The sequence below is a fragment of the Brevundimonas sp. Bb-A genome (genome assembly GCF_009394735.1).
Taxonomy (GTDB): Bacteria; Pseudomonadota; Alphaproteobacteria; order Caulobacterales; family Caulobacteraceae; genus Brevundimonas; species Brevundimonas aurantiaca.
Genome location: NZ_CP045456.1, coordinates 2,355,077 through 2,371,074, shown reverse-complemented (window position 1 = coordinate 2,371,074; position 15,998 = coordinate 2,355,077). Strand labels below are relative to the sequence as shown.

The following is a 15,998-nucleotide window of genomic DNA, read 5'->3' as shown; positions in this document are numbered from 1 at the left end:
ACCTTCAACTACGGAAGGAAAGTTGCCATGGCGCTATTCACTGAAGCAAGCGAGCTGGAGAAACGCCGAGGGCAGCCGCTAGCCGGCCTAGTGCTCTGACTGTCGGATTTCTCGTGCCGCGTTCTAGATCGCTTAGATAGGTCCGCTTCATACCAGCACGGAATGCCAGTTCTTCCTGCGATAAACCCGCTTCGTCGCGCAACGCACGCACGTTCTTCCCAAAGAGGATGACGACGTCCATCCCCGCTATTTGCCAGCGACACAGCCTTAGCGCCGCCCACCAATCGTGTCATTTTTGTCTACCATCCCATCTTTCGTTGGGCTGGATCAGTCCTTAGTCCTTGAGAAGCTCTACAGGATGCACGTCGAGCGCTGCCGCTATTCTGCCGAGCGCTCTGATCGTTGGATTCCGTGTTCCACGCTCTAAATCACTGAGATAGCTGCGTTTCATCCCTGCCCGGAACGCAAGTTCCTCTTGGGACACTCCGGCGATGGTTCGCAGGTGCCGCACGCGCTTTCCGAGGTGAGCGACAACGTCCATCCCCTGATGGGAGACCGCAGCGGCACTTTTCGCTGTCCCCCAATCGTGTCAATTTGGGCCGCGCGATGATTTGTTCCTGAAGGTCGACTTTGCGGTGTCTCAGACTGACGAGCTGCCAAATCAAAAGTTTGATTTGCGGACTCTGCATGGCCGCTACTCGGCTTGGCTGAAAACTCGGCTTGTTAAACGCTACGGCGCTCAGGATGCAGAAGATCTGATCCAAGAGACTTGGCTCCGTTTGTCCAGCTATTGGCCTGCGACTGATATCCGTTACCCGCGTGCCTTCCTACTTCGGGTCGCTGCAAACTTGGCGGCTGACCGGCGGGCGCGGCAGACTAGGAAATCTGAATACCTCGATCATGCTGGTGCCAACGGTCCAGATGTATCTCTACCCACGCAAGCCGAGGCACTGCTGGTGAAGGAGGTCATACTGTCCTTGCCAGAGCCTCTCCGTGATGTCTTCCTGTTGTCGCGGCTCGACGGTCTGACTAACGCCCAGATCGGTGAGAGACTGGGGATCTCCCCCAAGACGGTGGAGTGGCGCATGACTCGGGCCTTGGCCCACTGCGCCGCACAGCTTCGGCGCTAGAATGAGGCGCGATATGACCAACCCGACAGTGCGGGTTGAGAAGGCGGAGAAGGAGGCGGCCGACTGGCACGCCCGGCTCGGCACGACCTCGGTAGCGACCAGGACGATCGAGGAGTTCTTCGAATGGCGATCAAGACCCGGGAACGCTGACGCCTATCGGCGGGTCGAGCGGGTCTGGCGCGAGAGCCAGGGCCTTGACCGCGATCCCGAGGTCGCCGGCGCGCTCGCCGCGGCGCGAGGCCGGGGGAAGGGGAGGGAGGCGACCCGCGACCGCCGCCCGTTCATCATGGGCGCGGTCGCTGTCGCGACGGCGGTCGCCCTGGTGATCGGCGGCTCCTTCTGGTGGAGCGCCCGGGGGTCTTACTCAACAGGGATTGGCGAGCGTCGTGTCGTCACCCTCGCGGATGGATCGAGCGTCAGCTTAGACACCGACTCCCGTATCCGGGTGCGCTTTTCCGGCGACGAACGACGGATTGAGCTGGAGCAGGGTCAGGCGTTGTTCGACGTCGCGTCGGACGCCGGTCGGCCGTTCCTGGTGCTGGCCGGCGGGACGGAGGTCAAAGCGGTCGGCACCGTCTTCGACGTCCGCCGCGCGGGAAAGGCCGTCAGGGTCACCCTGGTGTCGGGCGTGGTCGAAGTCGCGGCAGCGGACGCGGGGTCCCCGCCACGCCGCATGGCGGCCGGAGAACAGGCGCGGGTTTCGGCGCGTGGCATCACGACCGCGCCTGTGGACGTGGCGGTGGCCACCAGCTGGACGGACGGCCGTCTGATCTTGGAAGACATCCCCCTTGAGGAGGCCGTGGCCGAGGTGAACCGTTACCTGGTCGACAAGATCGAGATCGACGATCCGGCGATCCGAAGCATCGCGGTCAACGGCGTCTTCCGGACCGGCGACCGGGACGCCTTCATCGCGGCGTCCTCCGATGTTCTGGGCCTGGCGGCCGTTCCGGAGGCGGACGGATCGATCAGCCTGTCCAGGCGAAGAAATTAATCCGGATACGGCTCCGGGGTCACCCGGGGTCTCATTGGTCTTCTCCTTTGACGCCGCGGGGGCGCCGAAGGGAAATGCAACCCATGAGTCGTTTGAGCCTGATGTACGGCGTCGCCGCCGTCGCCTCGATCGTCGCCGTCAGCACGACGGCGTGCGCCCAGACGGCGCGAGACTTCAACATTCCTGCGGGCTCGATGCGAAGCGCGCTGACGGCGTTCGCCACCCAGTCAAATCAGCAGATATTCTTCACCTCGGATTTGGTCGAGGACGTGCGATCGCCGGGCGTCACCGGTCGGATGGAGCCATCGGTGGCGCTCGACCGCCTGTTGCAGAACACCGGCTTGGGCTGGACGCAGAGCCGCCCGGGCGTGTTCGCGCTTCGGCGGATCGAGGAGCTGGAAGCAGTCGAACTGGACGAAATCGTCGTCACCGGCACGCTCTTGCGGGGCTCCGGCGACCTGGCTTCGCCGGTGATACGGCTGGATCGCGACGCACTCGAACGCAGCGGACACGGAACCGTCGCGCAAGCCCTGACAAGCCTGCCGCAAAACTACGCCGGTTCGGCGACGCCGGTTGTGCAGACCCTCAACACCGATCTGGGCGCGTCGAACAACGTCTATGCGACTGGGGTAAACCTCCGCGGCCTCGGTCCGGCCTCCACGCTCGTCCTCGTCAACGGACGGCGGCTGGCCGGGACGGGCTCGCGCGCGGAATTCGCGGACGTGTCCGCCTTGCCGTCGGCGGCGGTGGAGCGGGTCGACGTCCTGCTTGATGGCGCCTCCGCGCTGTATGGCGCGGACGCTATCGCCGGCGTGGTCAATGTAATCATGCGACGTTCGTTTGACGGCCAGGAAACCCGGGTGCGGGCATCCGCCGCCAAAGGGGGCGCCGAGGACATCATCGCGTCTCACCTGGCCGGAACCAGCTGGTCGTCGGGCTCGGCCTATCTATCCTACGAGTATCAATCGTCCAACGCCCTGAGCTCTTACGACCGATCGTATACCGCTGACGGCGATTTACGGCCGTTTGGCGGGTCCGACCGGCGGAGCTTCTACAGCGGTCCGGGTAACATCGTCGCTTTCGATCCAGCGATTTCGGCCTATGTCACCCGGTTCGCGATCCGCCCCGATGCAAGCGGCACAGCCCAGCGGCCCGAGGATTTCGTCGCGGGCGCGACCAATCTTCAATCCAGCAATCTCGGCGTCGATGTCCTGCCGGAGGTCGAGCGACACAGCGTCTACGGCCGGCTGAGCCAGAGCCTCGGCGACCGCCTGGAGCTGACCGCCGACGTTCGATACAATCATCGCAGCAACGATCTGGCCACAGCCGCCAACGCCGGCGTGTTCACGGTGGGACGGACCAATCCGTTCTTCATTTCACCGACCGGCGCGGCGACACACACCATCGCCTATTCGTTTCTGCAGGATCTCGGGCCCGCCCGCACCTACTCAGAATCCGAAAGCGTGGGCGTAACCGTAGGCGGCCGCTACGACCTGACGGCGGACTGGACCCTTGAGGCCTACGTCAGCGGGGCAGAGGAACGCGCCGATTTCGGCGCGGCCAACCGGGTGAACAGCCGCTTTCTCGCCGAGGCCCTCGGCAACATTCCAGATGATCCCGCGACGCCCTATAGCCCGGCCGTTGACGGCTATTACAATCTGTTTGGTGACGGGGGGGTGAACAGCCGGGCCGTCCTCGACTTCGTCGGCAGCGGATACAGTGAGGTCCATAACCGCAGCCGGGCGACCTCGGCCAATTTGCTGGTCCAAGGACCCGTGCTCCAGCTCGCGGGCGGCGACCTCGACATCGCGCTTGGCGCCCAGGTCCGGGACGAGAGCTTCGAAACGCAAGGCCTTCTGTCCCTGTCCGCCGCGACTCCCGTCCGGATGGCGACGCCGAAGCGCGAGCGGTCGATCGCCGCGGTCTTCGCCGAGGCGCGCATTCCCGTCATTGGTCCGGACAACGCCCGACCCGGCCTCCGGTCGCTCGAACTGTCGCTCGCGGGACGGTACGAAGAGTACAGCGACTTCGGTTCGACGACCAATCCGAAGATCGGCCTGACCTGGTCGCCCCTGGAGGGACTGGGGGTGCGCGCGTCCTGGGGGACCTCGTTCCGCGCCGGCGCTCTGCCGCAGATCTTCGACCAGGGCGGCGTCTCTCCGACCTTCCTGACCCGGGCCGACGGCTCTCGCGCCCTGACCCTGTTCCTGTCCGGCGGAAATCCCGACCTTCAACCGGAATCCTCCGAGACCTTCACGGTCGGGGTGGACTATCGGTCTCAATCCGGTTCGCTGTTGAGCGTCAATTTCTTCGATACCCAGTTCACGGACCGGATCGCGAGACCCGTCAATGAGAATGCGTTTGCGGCCCTCACCGACCCGGCGCTGGCGAGCTTCGTCCGGCTGATCAGCCCCGCGACGAACCCGGCGGATCTGGCGCTCATCGAGAGCTATGCTGGTCTGCCAGGCTTTTCCACCCTCTATCCGGCCAACACCTACGCCGCGATCGTGGACTCGCGTTGGGTCAATACGGGGGCGGTGCGCGTTCGCGGCGTGGACCTGTCCGCCCGCCATGGATGGGCGGCGCTCGGTGGTCGGCTGACCCTTGATGCGTCGGCGTCCTACATCCTCGGCTATGAAACGCAATCGACTCCGACCGCTCCGGTTCGCGATGTCGCGGGGCTGATCGGCTTTCCGGCAGAGTTCCGTGGCCAGTGGGGGCTCGTCTGGTCACGCGACGACGTCGATGTGGGGCTTCGTTGGCTGCATACCGACGCCTATGAGGATCGGCTAGGGACCGGTATCGAGGCTTGGAACACGATCAATGCACAGGTGAACTGGGCACCGGCGGCGCTGCCCGGCCTGCGGCTGACGCTCGGGGTTGAAAATCTCTTTGACGAGAATCCGCCGTTCTACGATGGGCCGACCGGCTATGGCTTCGACCCCGGCGAGGCCAGCCTCATGGGCCGGGTCTTCTCGATTCAACTGACCCGTCGCTGGTGAGCGACGATGATGATCCGGAAATGCGCCCGCCTTCTGGCGGTGGTGATCACGCTCATCTGTGGTCCAGGCCCGGCCTTCGCCCAGGAACGAGAGGTTGGAAGAGCCGTCAGCGTCGATGACATCGTGGAGCTTGAGGCCTTCGGGCGCGCCGAATTCTCTCCAGACCGCCGCTGGGCCGTCTACGAGAAGCGTGGAGCCTACGACAGCGCGGTCCGGTTCGACTTCGCCGCCCGCGCGCCGTGGACGATCATGGACCTCTGGCTGGTCGATCTTTCCGCGCCTGATCGACCGCCCGAGAGGCTGTTGCCGGACGAGGGACTAGGTCTTCAGCGTGTGGCCTGGTCTCCCGACGGCGGTCGCCTGCTGATCTCACGGTTTCGCGGCGACGAGTACGAGTTCGGCGTGGTGACGATAGCCGACCGATCTGTGATCTGGACAGGCCTGACCCCGGAGACTCCTCCGGAGGGAGCATCCGCCGAATGGGTTTCGGCGCACGAGGTCGTCGTCCTGACGCGACCGGACCGGTCCTTGCCAGTTCTGATCCGCCGGTTCAGCGGAACACAGGCCCGGATGACTGAAGCCTGGCGACGGAGCTCGCTCGGGCGAGAACCCTCCAGGACTCTGATCGACGCCCGCGGCGGCGTGGTTCGGGCGGAAGCGCCGGACGGGGGACAGGCCTTGGTAGGGCTGGACCTGGAGACCGGGCGACAGAGGCGGTTGGCGGAGGGTCGGATCAGCGATTTCTCAGTCGCACCGGACGGCAGTGCTGTCGCCGTCGTGCAAGCGACCGACCGGCCCACTGTCCGAGGCGCTCCACGCGTTCAGCTCGAGGGTGACGAGCGACAGACCTTGGTCCTCATTGGACTGGACGACAATCGTCGGACCGAGGTCGCCGGCGAGTGGGATGTAGCTTCGAACCTCTTGCGCTGGTCTCCGGACGCCCGAGCGGTCCTGATCTGGGCGCGAAGAGATGGCGCGGACTGGACGGCGGGCCGTCTGCTCATCGCTGGCTTCGATGAGGTGGCTGTTCCGGATCTGGGCGATCTGACGCCTGGAACCGCCGAGGCGATCGTCGCTGGCGTCCACGCGGACTGGCTCGGCGACACGCCCGTGATCTACGCCCGGCCAAGAGGAGGCGCCCGATTCGACTGGACTGTGCTGGCGGCCGGAGCGGCGCCGAGGGCCTTGACGGCGATGCTGGCGACTGCGCCGCCGCGCCTGGCGGCGACCTCGGCCGAGGCGCTGCTGTTCATCGCCGACGGCGCCGTGTGGCGGGTCCAAAGGAACGGGCCTCCGGAGCGAATGTCCGGACGAACCGCCTTTCGGGAAGCAATTCCGGGCGACGCGGAGCGGGTCGGCCGGTTCCGCGGCAATGACGCGCCTCGGCGGAGCTGGGCGGCGGTACTGGACGCTGACGGAGAGAGCTTCGTGGCGGAGGGAGGCCGGGTCCGCAGTATCGGCGCCGGCGCTGACGCCCAACCTCGGGTGCTGGCCGTCTCCGGCGATAAGGCCCTCGTACTTGAGCGGATCGGGCTCGCGGAGACCTTGATGGTCCGCCAGAACGGCGACGCCCGGGCGATCGATGCAGTCAACACCGACAAGCGGGACATTCGCCTGATCGAACCCATGGCCATCTCCCATCTCGACATCAAGGGTCGTGCGACGCGAAGCTGGCTCTACCTGCCGCCGGGTCCGATCCGGGGACTGATTGTACGGGTCTATCCTGGCGCGGCGGACAGCTTCGTTTGGTGGGATCCCCTGACCCTGACCTATGGGACGCGGTCCACCGTTCTCGCGGCCGCGGGATTTGCGGTGCTTAGTCCGTCCATGAACGTCGACGCGCCGGCCGGGGAGCGGGGCGACCTCTACGTCCGGGCCGTCGATCTGGCCGTCGACGCCGCCCTGGCGGCTCATCCCGAGCTCCCATCGGGACGGATTGCGATCTATGGTCACAGCTTCGGCGGCTACGCGACGCTGGAAATCGCCACGCGCTCGAACCGCTACCAGTCCTACATCGCCTCCGCCTCGCTCTCGGACTTCCTGGGTCATTGGGGCGGGTTCGCGCCAACGGCCCGAATCCAGCCGGAAGACAGGATGTCGTTGCAGTCTGGTCAAGCCTTTACCGAGGCGGGACAGGGTGGCTTCGGCGTACCGCCTTGGCTGGATTCCGACGCCTACCTCCAGTCCAGCCCGTATCTGCGTGCGGATCGCGTGACGGCGCCGGTCCTTCTATTGACGGCCGACCTCGATTTCGTGCCGCCGACGCAAGCCGAGCAGATGTTCAGCGCCCTGGCCCGGGAAGGCAAGACAGCCCGAATCGTCACGTTCTGGGGCGAACATCACCATGCCTGGAGTCCGGCAAACATCCGAGAGCGCTATGGGCTAATCTTCGACTGGCTCGATGAGACCCTGCCGAGCGATGGCGTCACGACGCCGGGTTCAGCCGGGCTTCCCACCGGCGCACCCAGCTCTCAAAAGCCGCCGCCACCATGATGGTCGAGTAGCGTCCGCCCCACACAAGCGCCTCGCGGGTGAGGGCACGATCGGCAGCCTCGGGATCGATCACCTTCAGCGCAGCCAGCCGGCCCTCGATTAGCCAGGGTCTCAAGACGTCCAGTCCGCCCAGGATCATCCGACCATAGATGCGCGTCATGTCGCCCTTCGATCGACGGTCGATGATCCGGGCGGGCAAACGATCCCTGAACGCCAGGCGGGCCAGACCGCGCTCTCGCCCGCCTGCCGTGAGCAGCGCGGCGGGCAAGGCCAGGCAGGCTTCGATGACGGGCTGGGCGCAGAGCGGGTGTCTCACGTCGATACGGGCGGTCAGCTCTGAAGGACCGTGGCGTGCGACGTTGTCGACGACGCCGGCGAGATGCATCGCCTTGGCCGGCCCGAACTCGTCCCAGTCTTCAAGCCACGGGTGGCGCGGGTCGGCGCCGGAGAGCGCCGGCAACATGGGGTGGTCCCGGCGGGGCGCCGGATGCGGCGCGCGTCGGCGGCGTCGGGCGTCGGCGATCATCGTCCAGACGGAGATTTCGGTGGAGGCGGCCAGTTCGACGACATCCCGGCCGAACAGGTCGCGCCAGGGGCGAGCGCGCCAGCGGTCCACGAAAACATCCATCGTCGCGCGCTGAAACAGGACGGAGTCTCCGCCCGCGCCCGTCATCAGGCCGACGATCCCAGCGCCTTCCAGGCGGTGCGCCCAATCCAGATCATGAGGGCGGTCAAGCGCGGTGAGGCCGGGGCGGAAGCCCGGCGACAGCGCCTCCAGCCAGACCTGGGACAGCGGCTCGGCCGCGTGGGGCACGCAGTGAGGCGCAATGCCGAGCGTGTTCGCAAGCGCCGCGACGTAGGTCCGCTCGTCGGCCTCCGGCGCGGCGCCGAAGGCGTTGAGCCAAAGCGCCACGCCGTCCGGAGCACCGGCGACAAGGCTGGCGGCGACGATGCTTGAATCCAGACCGCCGGAGACTTCGGCTGCGAGAGGGGACGATATACCCGCCAAGCCTGCCGTCGCCTCGTCGACCGCGGAGCTGAGCTGGTCCGCCGCGTCATCCAGATCAGGGGCGGGACCGAGGCTGCGTCGGGCGAAGTCGGCGGGCTTCCAGAGCTCGTCCGGCGTTCGGTCGGACGACAGATCCAGCGCCGATCCGGGCTCAAGTGCGGTTGGGCCGTCCAGCAAGAGGGGGCCTGTCTCCGGCACCGGGTCCCGCAATGCCTCGGCGATCCGTCTGATGTTCAGCCGCCATGCGGGCCGGATACGCTTCAGAACGAAGTCTTCGACGGCACCGCAAACGATCGCCACGCCATCGTGGCGCCATGTCACGCATTCGAGCGCGCCCGATGGGTCTCGGAGAACGGCGGCAAGCTGGTCGCCGGCCCCGAAACGCACGCCCACGTACCGGCCCCAGAATCGAGCCATCAGCTTTCGCTCATAGTCCCAGGGATCGTCCGGCTTCGGCGATGGAAGCACAGGCGATCGACGATTGAAAACGTCGCCGATCAGTGTCCACCCCCCAACGTCGGTCCGTCGAGGGACGCCCGGGCCCTGGACGCCCAGCCAGGCGTGGGCGTTTAGGGCGACAGTAGAGAAGCCTAGGCTTCGGGCGTCCTCATCGAGGGCGCGTGACAGCGCCTCGGCCTGATCATCGTTCTGACGGCGGCTGACGACAAGAAAGCGTCCCACGGTCAGGCTCTCATGATCGGGGTGTAGCGATTGACCCGTTCCAGCCGATCTCCGATTACGAGGTCGCCGATTTGAAGCCAGCAGTGGGCAGAGAACGGCCAGGTTCTGACGCCAAAGATCCAGTCAGTCGACACACCGCGGCGGGCCAGAAAGGTCCTGAGAAGAAAGGCGCGTTGCAGACATTCGCCTTCAAACGGAATCCAGGGCCGCACAGTCCGGGCGGCGCCCAGCAGCAATTCGAGCGCGGCGACGTCCACGCCTGCCGACTTGTGCGCCGAGGAGACCGGGGGATCCAGAAGTTCCGAGAAGGATTTGCGGCGGAAAGCGAGCGTGGCCGTGAGTAAGATGATCGCCGCCCTGAGGACGTCGGAGCGGGTCGGCGTGGCGGACGGCGTGACTTCGCGCTGCGCCGGGATGATGACGGGACGGGTGAGTTTGCAGGATGAGCGCGAGGCAAGAGCTGCGCCAAGCAGGCTTTCAGCCACCTCTTCGTTGGCCGCCAGGATAGCGCCGGCCGGACCGACAGAGAAATGGGCGTTCGCTTCCAGCAGGCAGCTGTACCGGTCCGCCGCGACATCGAGCACGATTATGTCTTCATCGAGCGCTGCGAGATGGATGTGCGGTGGGCACCAAAGCCTGACCATTCGGCAGTTCCTGTGGCTCGATGCGACGGGTGGAAACCCAGCAACTCGTGTTACCAGAGTGAGACTATGATCGCGGTCCCAGCGGTGGCGGGCGACCGCGGCGCGGTCGCCCGCGAAGCCTTCAACCTGCCGGCGGATACAGGCTGTCGGCGATATGCACTTCGTTGTAGTCGCCCGGGAGGCCGTCGCGGGTCAGCGCCTTAGCGCTGCCGAAGCTGACGAGGCGAAGGTTGAGGTTTTTCACGACTTGATGTCCCTTGCCGTGGCCGAAATCCGGCCGGCGAAAAGAGGGCCTGCGAATGCGCGCGGACGACCGCGGGCGGCCGTCCGCGACGCCTTCAGCCGGCCGGCGGATAGAGGCTGTCGGCGATCTTCACCTCGTTGAACTCGGTGCCCATGCCGTCACGGGTCAGCGCCTTGGCGCCGCCGAAGTGGACGAGGCGCAGCTTGGTCGTCTTCATCTCAGTCTCTCCTTAGGGTGATCGCCACGGTCGTGGCAGGGAGAGTGAGCGCTCTGGATACTTGGATGCCAAACTATATTCGGCGTATATTTCTCTAGCGACCCGGCTTGGGACGGATCGACGATAGGTCGGAAACGCCCTTCTCCAGCCATAGCGCGGCCCGTTGCTGATCGACGCTGTCGATCAGGAGCCGATCGAACATGGCGCACACGGCGTCGATGATCGCCCGGGCTTCGAGAGACTGGATGCGATCGCCGAGGATCTGGTCGAAACGCTGCATGCCGACCGTGAGGGTCGTGACCAGCTTGTTGTCCGCGCAGCGACGGGCGAGCTCCGGCGATCCGACCGCGACGGCCATGATGATGGCGTAGGGATCGCTGTCGGTGGCGACGGCGAAGCGATGAATGTAATCGACGTTCAACCGGCTGTCCCCGGCCTCGAAACGCTCGTAGGTCCGCAGCGCCATTCGCATCCTCCGCGCGACCTCCGGAGCGGTCAGGCCGCGGCTTCGACGGATCAGCTTGAGGGCTGAAGAGAGGAGGTCGTTGTCGCGTCTCGGCGGGGCAGGTTTGTCAGGCATTGGCACAACCCTTCCGCACTGTTGATCAGGGTGCCCAGAAGCCAAGCTAATCCTTGATCGGCCATGAAGGCACTCGCGAATTCCGCGCCGTCGCCAGCGACAGGCTGAATCCCCGCCGCCTTGAGGCGGGCGGCCCGCCGAATAACGGCGGAATCGGATCGTAAACCCTTTCAACCTGTTGGCGAGCCTTGATGCGGATGCAGAATGGTGGGTTTCAAGTGCTGGAGACTGTCATGGCCAAAAGTCGCGATCCCTTCTTCATGGCCTTGGACGGCATCCGGGATCGGGCCCAGGCAGGCGGCTATGCAGGCGGGCGGCCCATCGTCATCGTCGATGAAGCACGACGCCTGGGCGTGTCGACCACCCCGGTTCGGGAAGCGCTTTCCTGGCTGTGCGGCGAAGGCCTGATCGAGCGTGGGCCGTCAGGCGGCTTTCTCGCCATGCGTCTGGACGGCGGCGCCGTGCGCGATCGCTATGGATTTCGCCTGGTTTGCCTGCTTGCGGGCCTCGATCTGACGGCAGGGCTGCCGACCTACGGCCGGACGCCTCGGCGGCATGGCGACCCCATATCGGAGCTTCACGCCTTGTTCGACGAACTGGTGCGGCGGACCGGCAACGGAGCCTTGCGCCGGGCCTACGAGCGGGTGAGGGCGCAGCTGCGGCAGCTGGAGGATGCGGAGCGTCGCATGTTCGAGGACGCCGAGGCGGAAGCCGATCGCCTGCTGAATCTGGCGACCGAGGATCGGAACGGGGAACTGCGGGCCGCGCTCCGGGACTATCACGACCGCCGCGGCGACGCGGCCGCCATCCTGTCGCTCGGCGCAGCGCGCTTTCTCCCGGAGAGCGGGTCGAGCGATCCGCAATGATCACCCGGCTGTTCCTTCTTGTGCTGGGCGTGCTGGCGGGCCTGCAGCTCGCCACCCAGGTGTTCGCCTGGACCTATGGCTTCGACGTGGTTCTGGGGTCCGGCCTGGACCTGCCCGGCGACGCCAAGGCCTATCCGCCCTGGCGTATCCTCGTCTGGCGACAGGCCTTCGGGGATGACCGCCCGGACGCTTTCTCGTCGAGCGCCTTCCTGATCCTCTTGGGCGCCATGGCCGGGCTTGGACTCGGAACTCTGACCCGCGGCGCCGGAGGCCGCCGACGCATCCGCGGATGGGGAGATCTGGCCGACGCCCGGAAGGCGGGGCTTCGCGCGCAGGCCGGATGCGCGCTCGGCCTGATGAGGGGCCGGCTTCTGGCCACGGTCGACATGCGTCCGACCCTGGTGACGGGCGGCACCCGCTCCGGCAAGGGGCGGGGACACGTCGTGCCGACGCTTCTCCTCTGGAACGAAAGCGCCCTCGTTCACGATCCCAAAAAGGAGCTCTGGCGCGTGACAGCCGGCTGGCGCTCGCGCTTTTCGCACGCGCTCTACTTCGATCCGCGCGACGCGGCGTCGGCGCGCTGGAATCCGCTCGCGGAGATACGGCCCGGCGCTGGCGAACTGGCGCAGGTGCAGCGCCTGGTCTCGATCCTGTCGGACCCGGGCGGGGCGCGGGACGACGAAGCGATCTGGGACAAGGCCGCTTCCGAAATCCTTGAGGCGGTGATCCTGCACGTTCTCTACACAGCCGAAGACGACGCCAAGACCCTGCTGACCGTGCGGCAGCTGTTGGCCGATCTCGACGACACGGCGGATGTGATGGTGAAGGCGCTCCATCGCGTCGGCGCGGACGGCAGGCCGGAGACCCACCCGTTCATCCGCACGGCGGTGAAGGGCTATGCGGCTATGCATGATCGCTTTCGGACCTCGGTTCAGGGGACGGCGCGCTCCTACCTCAAATGGCTGGCGGGCGACGACCTGGAGCGGGCCCTGTCCGCGTCCGACTTCGCGCTCGGCGATCTGATGTGCGCCGAGGCGCCCGTCTCCCTCTATGTCCAGGTGGCGCCGGCGGACGCGGCGGCGCTGCGGCCGTTGGTGCGTCTTCTGTTCTACGCCGCCGCCCAGGCCCTGACTGTTCACGAGACAGAGGACGGGGCGGGGCGATCCAAACGCCACCGTCTCCTGATGCTGATGGACGAGTTCCCCCTGCTGGGCCGGGTCAGCTTTTTCGAGAAGTCGCTGCGGCTGCTGAGCGGCTACGGGGTCAAGGTGATGTTCGTGGCGCAGTCGTTGAACGACATCGTCGAGACCTACGGCGCCAACAACACCATCCTGGACAATTGCGCGGTGTACACGGCGTTCTCGGCGCTCGATCCGCTTACGCAGGACAAGGTCTCCAGACTCACCGGCACGGTCGCTGAAACGCGGGAAAGTCGCAGCGGCCCCGCCGGGCTCGGAACGGGCCGGAGCAGCGTGTCGCGGTCCGAGATCGATCGGCCCCTGCTCGAACCCGGCGAGGTTCGCGCGCTTCCGGACGAACTGCAGCTGATCTTCGTCGCCGGCCGCCGACCCCTGCGCACGCGCAAGCTGCAGTACGACCGCCGGAAGCCCTTCAGCGCCAGGGCCGGGGCGCCTGTCCCGGAGCAGGGCGCGGTCATCGACGCGCCGGCGCCGGCGCCGCATCCCTGGGCGGGTCGGCGGAGCCTCGGTGTAGACGCCGAGGCCAGTCTGCCGCTGTTCAAGGAGATCGTCGCGGCCATGGACGACAGGAAGGTCGCGGCGCGCGCGGCCGACATCTACGGCCGGGTAGCCCAAGAAATGGCCGCCCAGGACGCTGCGCTCGATCATCTGAAAGGAGCGACCGATGCCTAGGCAGGCGCCCGCACAGAGCTGCCGCGTGCAGGTCTATCTGAGTGATCCCAAGGTCATCGCCGGTCTCAATCGCGAGGCGCGGTCGGGGCGCGTGTCCGTGAGTCAGGCGGCGGGCCACGCGATCGCCCGCGGGCTGCAATCAAGCCCGCGCGCCGATCCGGAGGATCGACTCCTCACCCTGGAGCAGTCCCTGCGGGGCCATATGCGCTCCACTCGGCAGGACATGCAGATCATCCAGGAACTGGTGGTGGAGGTGGCCCGGGCGCTGTTCGTCCGGCTTCCCGACGCGATCGTCGATCAGGATCCGACCGTCCAGGCCGCCGTGGATCGTCGGATCGAGCGGATGCTGGACGATACGGCGGCGCGGATCGTCTCGGGGCGCCCCGACCGCGACCCGGAGCGCCGCCAGCCGGAGGGCCGGTCTTTCGAGCCGGCCACCTGACATGGCGCCCCATCCCCTGATCGCCGAACGCAAGCTGGAAGCCCTGCGGCACGCTCTGGGGAACACGGTGCTGGCGGCGCTTGTCGACGGCCGGGTCTTGGAGATCCTGGCCAACCCCGACGGCCGGGTGATCCTCGACCGGGCCGGGGAAGGGCGGTCGGACACCGGCGCGACCCTGTCGGCGGAAGCGAGGGAACGCGCCGTCCGGCTGATCGCGGACTACGTCGGGGAGACGGTGACGCGCGAAGATCCGCGTCTGTCCGGCGTCCTGCCGTCCACGGGAGAGCGGTTCCAAGGCCTTCTTCCGCCCGTGGCCTCGGCGCCGGCCTTCTCGATCCGTAAGCGGCCGGGCGTCATCTGGCGGCTGTCGGATTATGTCCGGGACGGAGTGATGACCGCCCGTCAGGCCGACGTCCTAGCGGCGGCGGCATCCGATCGTCGCAACATCCTGATTTCCGGGGGGACCGGGTCGGGCAAGACGACGCTCGCCAACGCCGTCCTGGCGGAGCCCACCTTCGCCGAGGATCGAGTCTTCCTGATCGAGGACACGCCGGAGCTTCAGTGCTCCGCCTGGGACACGGTGGCGGTGCTCACGCGCCGGGCTCCAGTGGCCATCGGTGTGGTCGATCTGGTCCGGGACGCGCTGCGCATGCGGCCCGACCGGATCGTCGTGGGCGAGATGCGCGACGGCGCGGCCGCGCTGGAAACGCTCAAGAGCTGGAACACGGGCCATCCTGGCGGTCTGTCCACGATCCACGCCAACTCCGCCGAGGATGCGCTGCGCCGGGTGGAGGACCTCGCCATGGAGATCGTCGCCGCTCCGCCGCGGCGGACGATCGCCCAGGCGGTCGATCTCATCGCCCATATAAGCCGGACCCGGGAGGGTCGCCAGCTTGACGCCGTCCTCGCCGTCAACGGCGTTTCTGGCGACGACTATGATGTCGCGCGTCTCGACTGACCGTTGGAAAAGATCGGCCATAACGAAGCGATCTCCGTTTCACCCTACAGATCAGCTAGTTATGAAGATGAGTGGTGAGTTTAACCAAGTCGGCGAAAGCGTATTCGGGCGACGTTGTTCAAGTCGCTTTCCGACTTGCTATGACTTAACGGCAAGTTGTGAGTAAGTCGTCGATCTTACGGTTATTTTATTGTTGACAATCTGTGGATGGATTTGCTTGCAATGAGTCGCGGCGCGGTGAAACGCGCTGAACACAAGGAAAGCAAATCATGCGACGGAGACTTGGACGCCGCCTGTTCGGCGCGATGACGACCTGCGGCCTGATGATCGCCGGACCGGCCCTGGCCGGCGGGTCGGGCATGCCCTGGGAAGGCCCGCTGCAGCAGGTCGTGGAGTCGATCACGGGACCTGTGGTTCAGGCAGCTGCGGTGGTGGCGGTGGTGATTTTCGGCGCCGGCATCGCCATGAGCGAGAACGGATCGTCGATGCGGCGGGGCCTGGGCATCATGTTCGGCCTGTCGATCGCCTTCGCGGCCTCGACCTTCTTTCTGGACTTCTTCGGCTTCGCGGGCGGGGCGGAGATCGGGTGATGGCGGGGGGTCATCCGACAGCCTCGCCGGAAGGCTGGGATCTGCCCGTGGCTCAGGCCCTGTCCGAGCCCGTGCTGATGGCTGGCATGCCGCGCGATTACGCGATCGCCATGGGAACGATCGCCCTGGTGCTCGGTCTCACGCTGAGGATCTGGTGGCTCGGCCTTCTGTGGTGGGCGGTCGCCCATGCGATCGGCCTGTGGGCCGCCCGATCCGATCGCCGGTTCTTCGACGTCCTGCGCCGCCACCTGGCGACGCCCGGCCATCTCGACGGCTGAGG

The 15,998-nt window shown here is 66.5% G+C and carries 17 protein-coding genes; 10 read left to right on the top strand and 7 right to left on the bottom strand.

Features of this window, described 5'->3' with window-relative positions:
- Window positions 1–37 precede the first annotated feature (37 nt).
- Window positions 38–241 (bottom strand): helix-turn-helix domain-containing protein, encoded by a 204-nt coding sequence (locus tag BSP_RS11660; RefSeq protein WP_152950437.1) that lies wholly within the window; start codon window positions 239–241, stop codon window positions 38–40.
- A gap of 93 nt (window positions 242–334) precedes the next feature.
- Window positions 335–541, bottom strand: coding sequence for a helix-turn-helix domain-containing protein (locus BSP_RS11655; protein ID WP_152950436.1), 207 nt, complete (start codon window positions 539–541; stop codon window positions 335–337).
- Window positions 542–635: 94 nt separating this feature from the next.
- Here BSP_RS11655 and BSP_RS16640 point away from each other — a divergent pair, with 94 nt between their 5' ends.
- From BSP_RS16640 to BSP_RS11635, 4 genes are all read left to right on the top strand, one after another.
- Window positions 636–1,130, top strand: coding sequence for an RNA polymerase sigma factor (locus BSP_RS16640; RefSeq protein ID WP_227976111.1), 495 nt, complete (start codon window positions 636–638; stop codon window positions 1,128–1,130).
- Window positions 1,131–1,143: 13 nt separating this feature from the next.
- Entirely contained in the window at window positions 1,144–2,121 is a 978-nt protein-coding gene (locus BSP_RS11645) for a FecR domain-containing protein (RefSeq protein ID WP_152950434.1), read from the top strand.
- A gap of 83 nt (window positions 2,122–2,204) precedes the next feature.
- Entirely contained in the window at window positions 2,205–5,123 is a 2,919-nt protein-coding gene (locus BSP_RS11640) for a TonB-dependent receptor (RefSeq protein ID WP_194166963.1), read from the top strand.
- Window positions 5,124–5,972: 849 nt separating this feature from the next.
- A complete protein-coding gene (locus BSP_RS11635) occupies window positions 5,973–7,616 on the top strand; it encodes a S9 family peptidase (RefSeq protein ID WP_194166962.1) in 1,644 nt (547 codons plus the stop codon).
- Here the strand turns inward: BSP_RS11635 and BSP_RS11630 are convergent.
- From BSP_RS11630 to BSP_RS11620, 5 genes are all read right to left on the bottom strand, one after another.
- A complete protein-coding gene (locus tag BSP_RS11630; RefSeq protein ID WP_152950431.1) occupies window positions 7,549–9,306 on the bottom strand; it encodes an asparagine synthase-related protein in 1,758 nt (585 codons plus the stop codon). The genes BSP_RS11635 and BSP_RS11630 overlap by 68 nt on opposite strands.
- A gap of 2 nt (window positions 9,307–9,308) precedes the next feature.
- Complete coding sequence (locus BSP_RS11625; protein ID WP_152950430.1) at window positions 9,309–9,950, bottom strand: lasso peptide biosynthesis B2 protein; 642 nt, start codon at window positions 9,948–9,950, stop codon at window positions 9,309–9,311.
- A gap of 121 nt (window positions 9,951–10,071) precedes the next feature.
- A complete protein-coding gene (locus tag BSP_RS16485; protein ID WP_255478912.1) occupies window positions 10,072–10,194 on the bottom strand; it encodes a hypothetical protein in 123 nt (40 codons plus the stop codon).
- Between the two features lie 94 nt (window positions 10,195–10,288).
- Window positions 10,289–10,411, bottom strand: a complete 123-nt coding sequence (locus BSP_RS16480) for a hypothetical protein (RefSeq protein WP_255478911.1) — start codon at window positions 10,409–10,411, stop codon at window positions 10,289–10,291.
- A gap of 94 nt (window positions 10,412–10,505) precedes the next feature.
- Window positions 10,506–10,877: an XRE family transcriptional regulator gene (locus BSP_RS11620; RefSeq protein ID WP_152950429.1), complete on the bottom strand. Its 372-nt coding sequence runs from the start codon at window positions 10,875–10,877 to the stop codon at window positions 10,506–10,508.
- A gap of 347 nt (window positions 10,878–11,224) precedes the next feature.
- Here BSP_RS11620 and BSP_RS11615 point away from each other — a divergent pair, with 347 nt between their 5' ends.
- The 6 genes from BSP_RS11615 (at window position 11,225) to BSP_RS11590 (ending at window position 15,996) form a co-directional block, all read left to right on the top strand.
- Window positions 11,225–11,857, top strand: coding sequence for a GntR family transcriptional regulator (locus BSP_RS11615; RefSeq protein ID WP_194166961.1), 633 nt, complete (start codon window positions 11,225–11,227; stop codon window positions 11,855–11,857).
- The gene (locus tag BSP_RS11610) at window positions 11,854–13,728 is read left to right on the top strand and encodes a type IV secretory system conjugative DNA transfer family protein (RefSeq protein WP_152950427.1); all 1,875 of its coding nucleotides are present in this window, start codon (window positions 11,854–11,856) and stop codon (window positions 13,726–13,728) included. The genes BSP_RS11615 and BSP_RS11610 overlap by 4 nt, the downstream gene beginning before the upstream one ends.
- Before the next feature lie 25 nt (window positions 13,729–13,753).
- Window positions 13,754–14,170: a hypothetical protein gene (locus tag BSP_RS11605; protein ID WP_227975944.1), complete on the top strand. Its 417-nt coding sequence runs from the start codon at window positions 13,754–13,756 to the stop codon at window positions 14,168–14,170.
- Between the two features lies 1 nt (window position 14,171).
- The gene (trbB, locus tag BSP_RS11600; RefSeq protein WP_152950425.1) at window positions 14,172–15,128 is read left to right on the top strand and encodes a P-type conjugative transfer ATPase TrbB; all 957 of its coding nucleotides are present in this window, start codon (window positions 14,172–14,174) and stop codon (window positions 15,126–15,128) included.
- 269 nt (window positions 15,129–15,397) lie between these two features.
- Window positions 15,398–15,718 carry a TrbC/VirB2 family protein gene (locus tag BSP_RS11595; RefSeq protein WP_152950424.1) on the top strand — a complete coding sequence of 107 codons (321 nt, stop codon included), beginning with the start codon at window positions 15,398–15,400 and terminating at the stop codon, window positions 15,716–15,718.
- Window positions 15,718–15,996, top strand: coding sequence for a VirB3 family type IV secretion system protein (locus BSP_RS11590; RefSeq protein ID WP_152950423.1), 279 nt, complete (start codon window positions 15,718–15,720; stop codon window positions 15,994–15,996). Before BSP_RS11595 ends, BSP_RS11590 begins: the two co-directional genes overlap by 1 nt.
- Window positions 15,997–15,998 lie beyond the last annotated feature (2 nt).

Excerpts from the sequence above, each read along its gene's own strand:
- BSP_RS11645 (WP_152950434.1), top strand. The coding sequence starts at position 1,144 with ATGACCAACCCGACAGTGCGGGTTGAGAAGGCGGAGAAGGAGGCGGCC.
- BSP_RS11610 (WP_152950427.1), top strand. The coding sequence starts at position 11,854 with ATGATCACCCGGCTGTTCCTTCTTGTGCTGGGCGTGCTGGCGGGCCTG.
- BSP_RS11660 (WP_152950437.1), bottom strand. The coding sequence starts at position 241 with ATGGACGTCGTCATCCTCTTTGGGAAGAACGTGCGTGCGTTGCGCGAC.
- BSP_RS11655 (WP_152950436.1), bottom strand. The coding sequence starts at position 541 with ATGGACGTTGTCGCTCACCTCGGAAAGCGCGTGCGGCACCTGCGAACC.
- BSP_RS11590 (WP_152950423.1), top strand. The coding sequence starts at position 15,718 with ATGGCGGGGGGTCATCCGACAGCCTCGCCGGAAGGCTGGGATCTGCCC.
- BSP_RS11625 (WP_152950430.1), bottom strand. The coding sequence starts at position 9,950 with ATGGTCAGGCTTTGGTGCCCACCGCACATCCATCTCGCAGCGCTCGAT.
- BSP_RS11595 (WP_152950424.1), top strand. The coding sequence starts at position 15,398 with ATGCGACGGAGACTTGGACGCCGCCTGTTCGGCGCGATGACGACCTGC.
- BSP_RS11620 (WP_152950429.1), bottom strand. The coding sequence starts at position 10,877 with ATGGCGCTGCGGACCTACGAGCGTTTCGAGGCCGGGGACAGCCGGTTG.
- BSP_RS16480 (WP_255478911.1), bottom strand. The coding sequence starts at position 10,411 with ATGAAGACGACCAAGCTGCGCCTCGTCCACTTCGGCGGCGCCAAGGCG.
- BSP_RS11640 (WP_194166963.1), top strand. The coding sequence starts at position 2,205 with ATGAGTCGTTTGAGCCTGATGTACGGCGTCGCCGCCGTCGCCTCGATC.
- BSP_RS11615 (WP_194166961.1), top strand. The coding sequence starts at position 11,225 with ATGGCCAAAAGTCGCGATCCCTTCTTCATGGCCTTGGACGGCATCCGG.
- trbB (WP_152950425.1), top strand. The coding sequence starts at position 14,172 with ATGGCGCCCCATCCCCTGATCGCCGAACGCAAGCTGGAAGCCCTGCGG.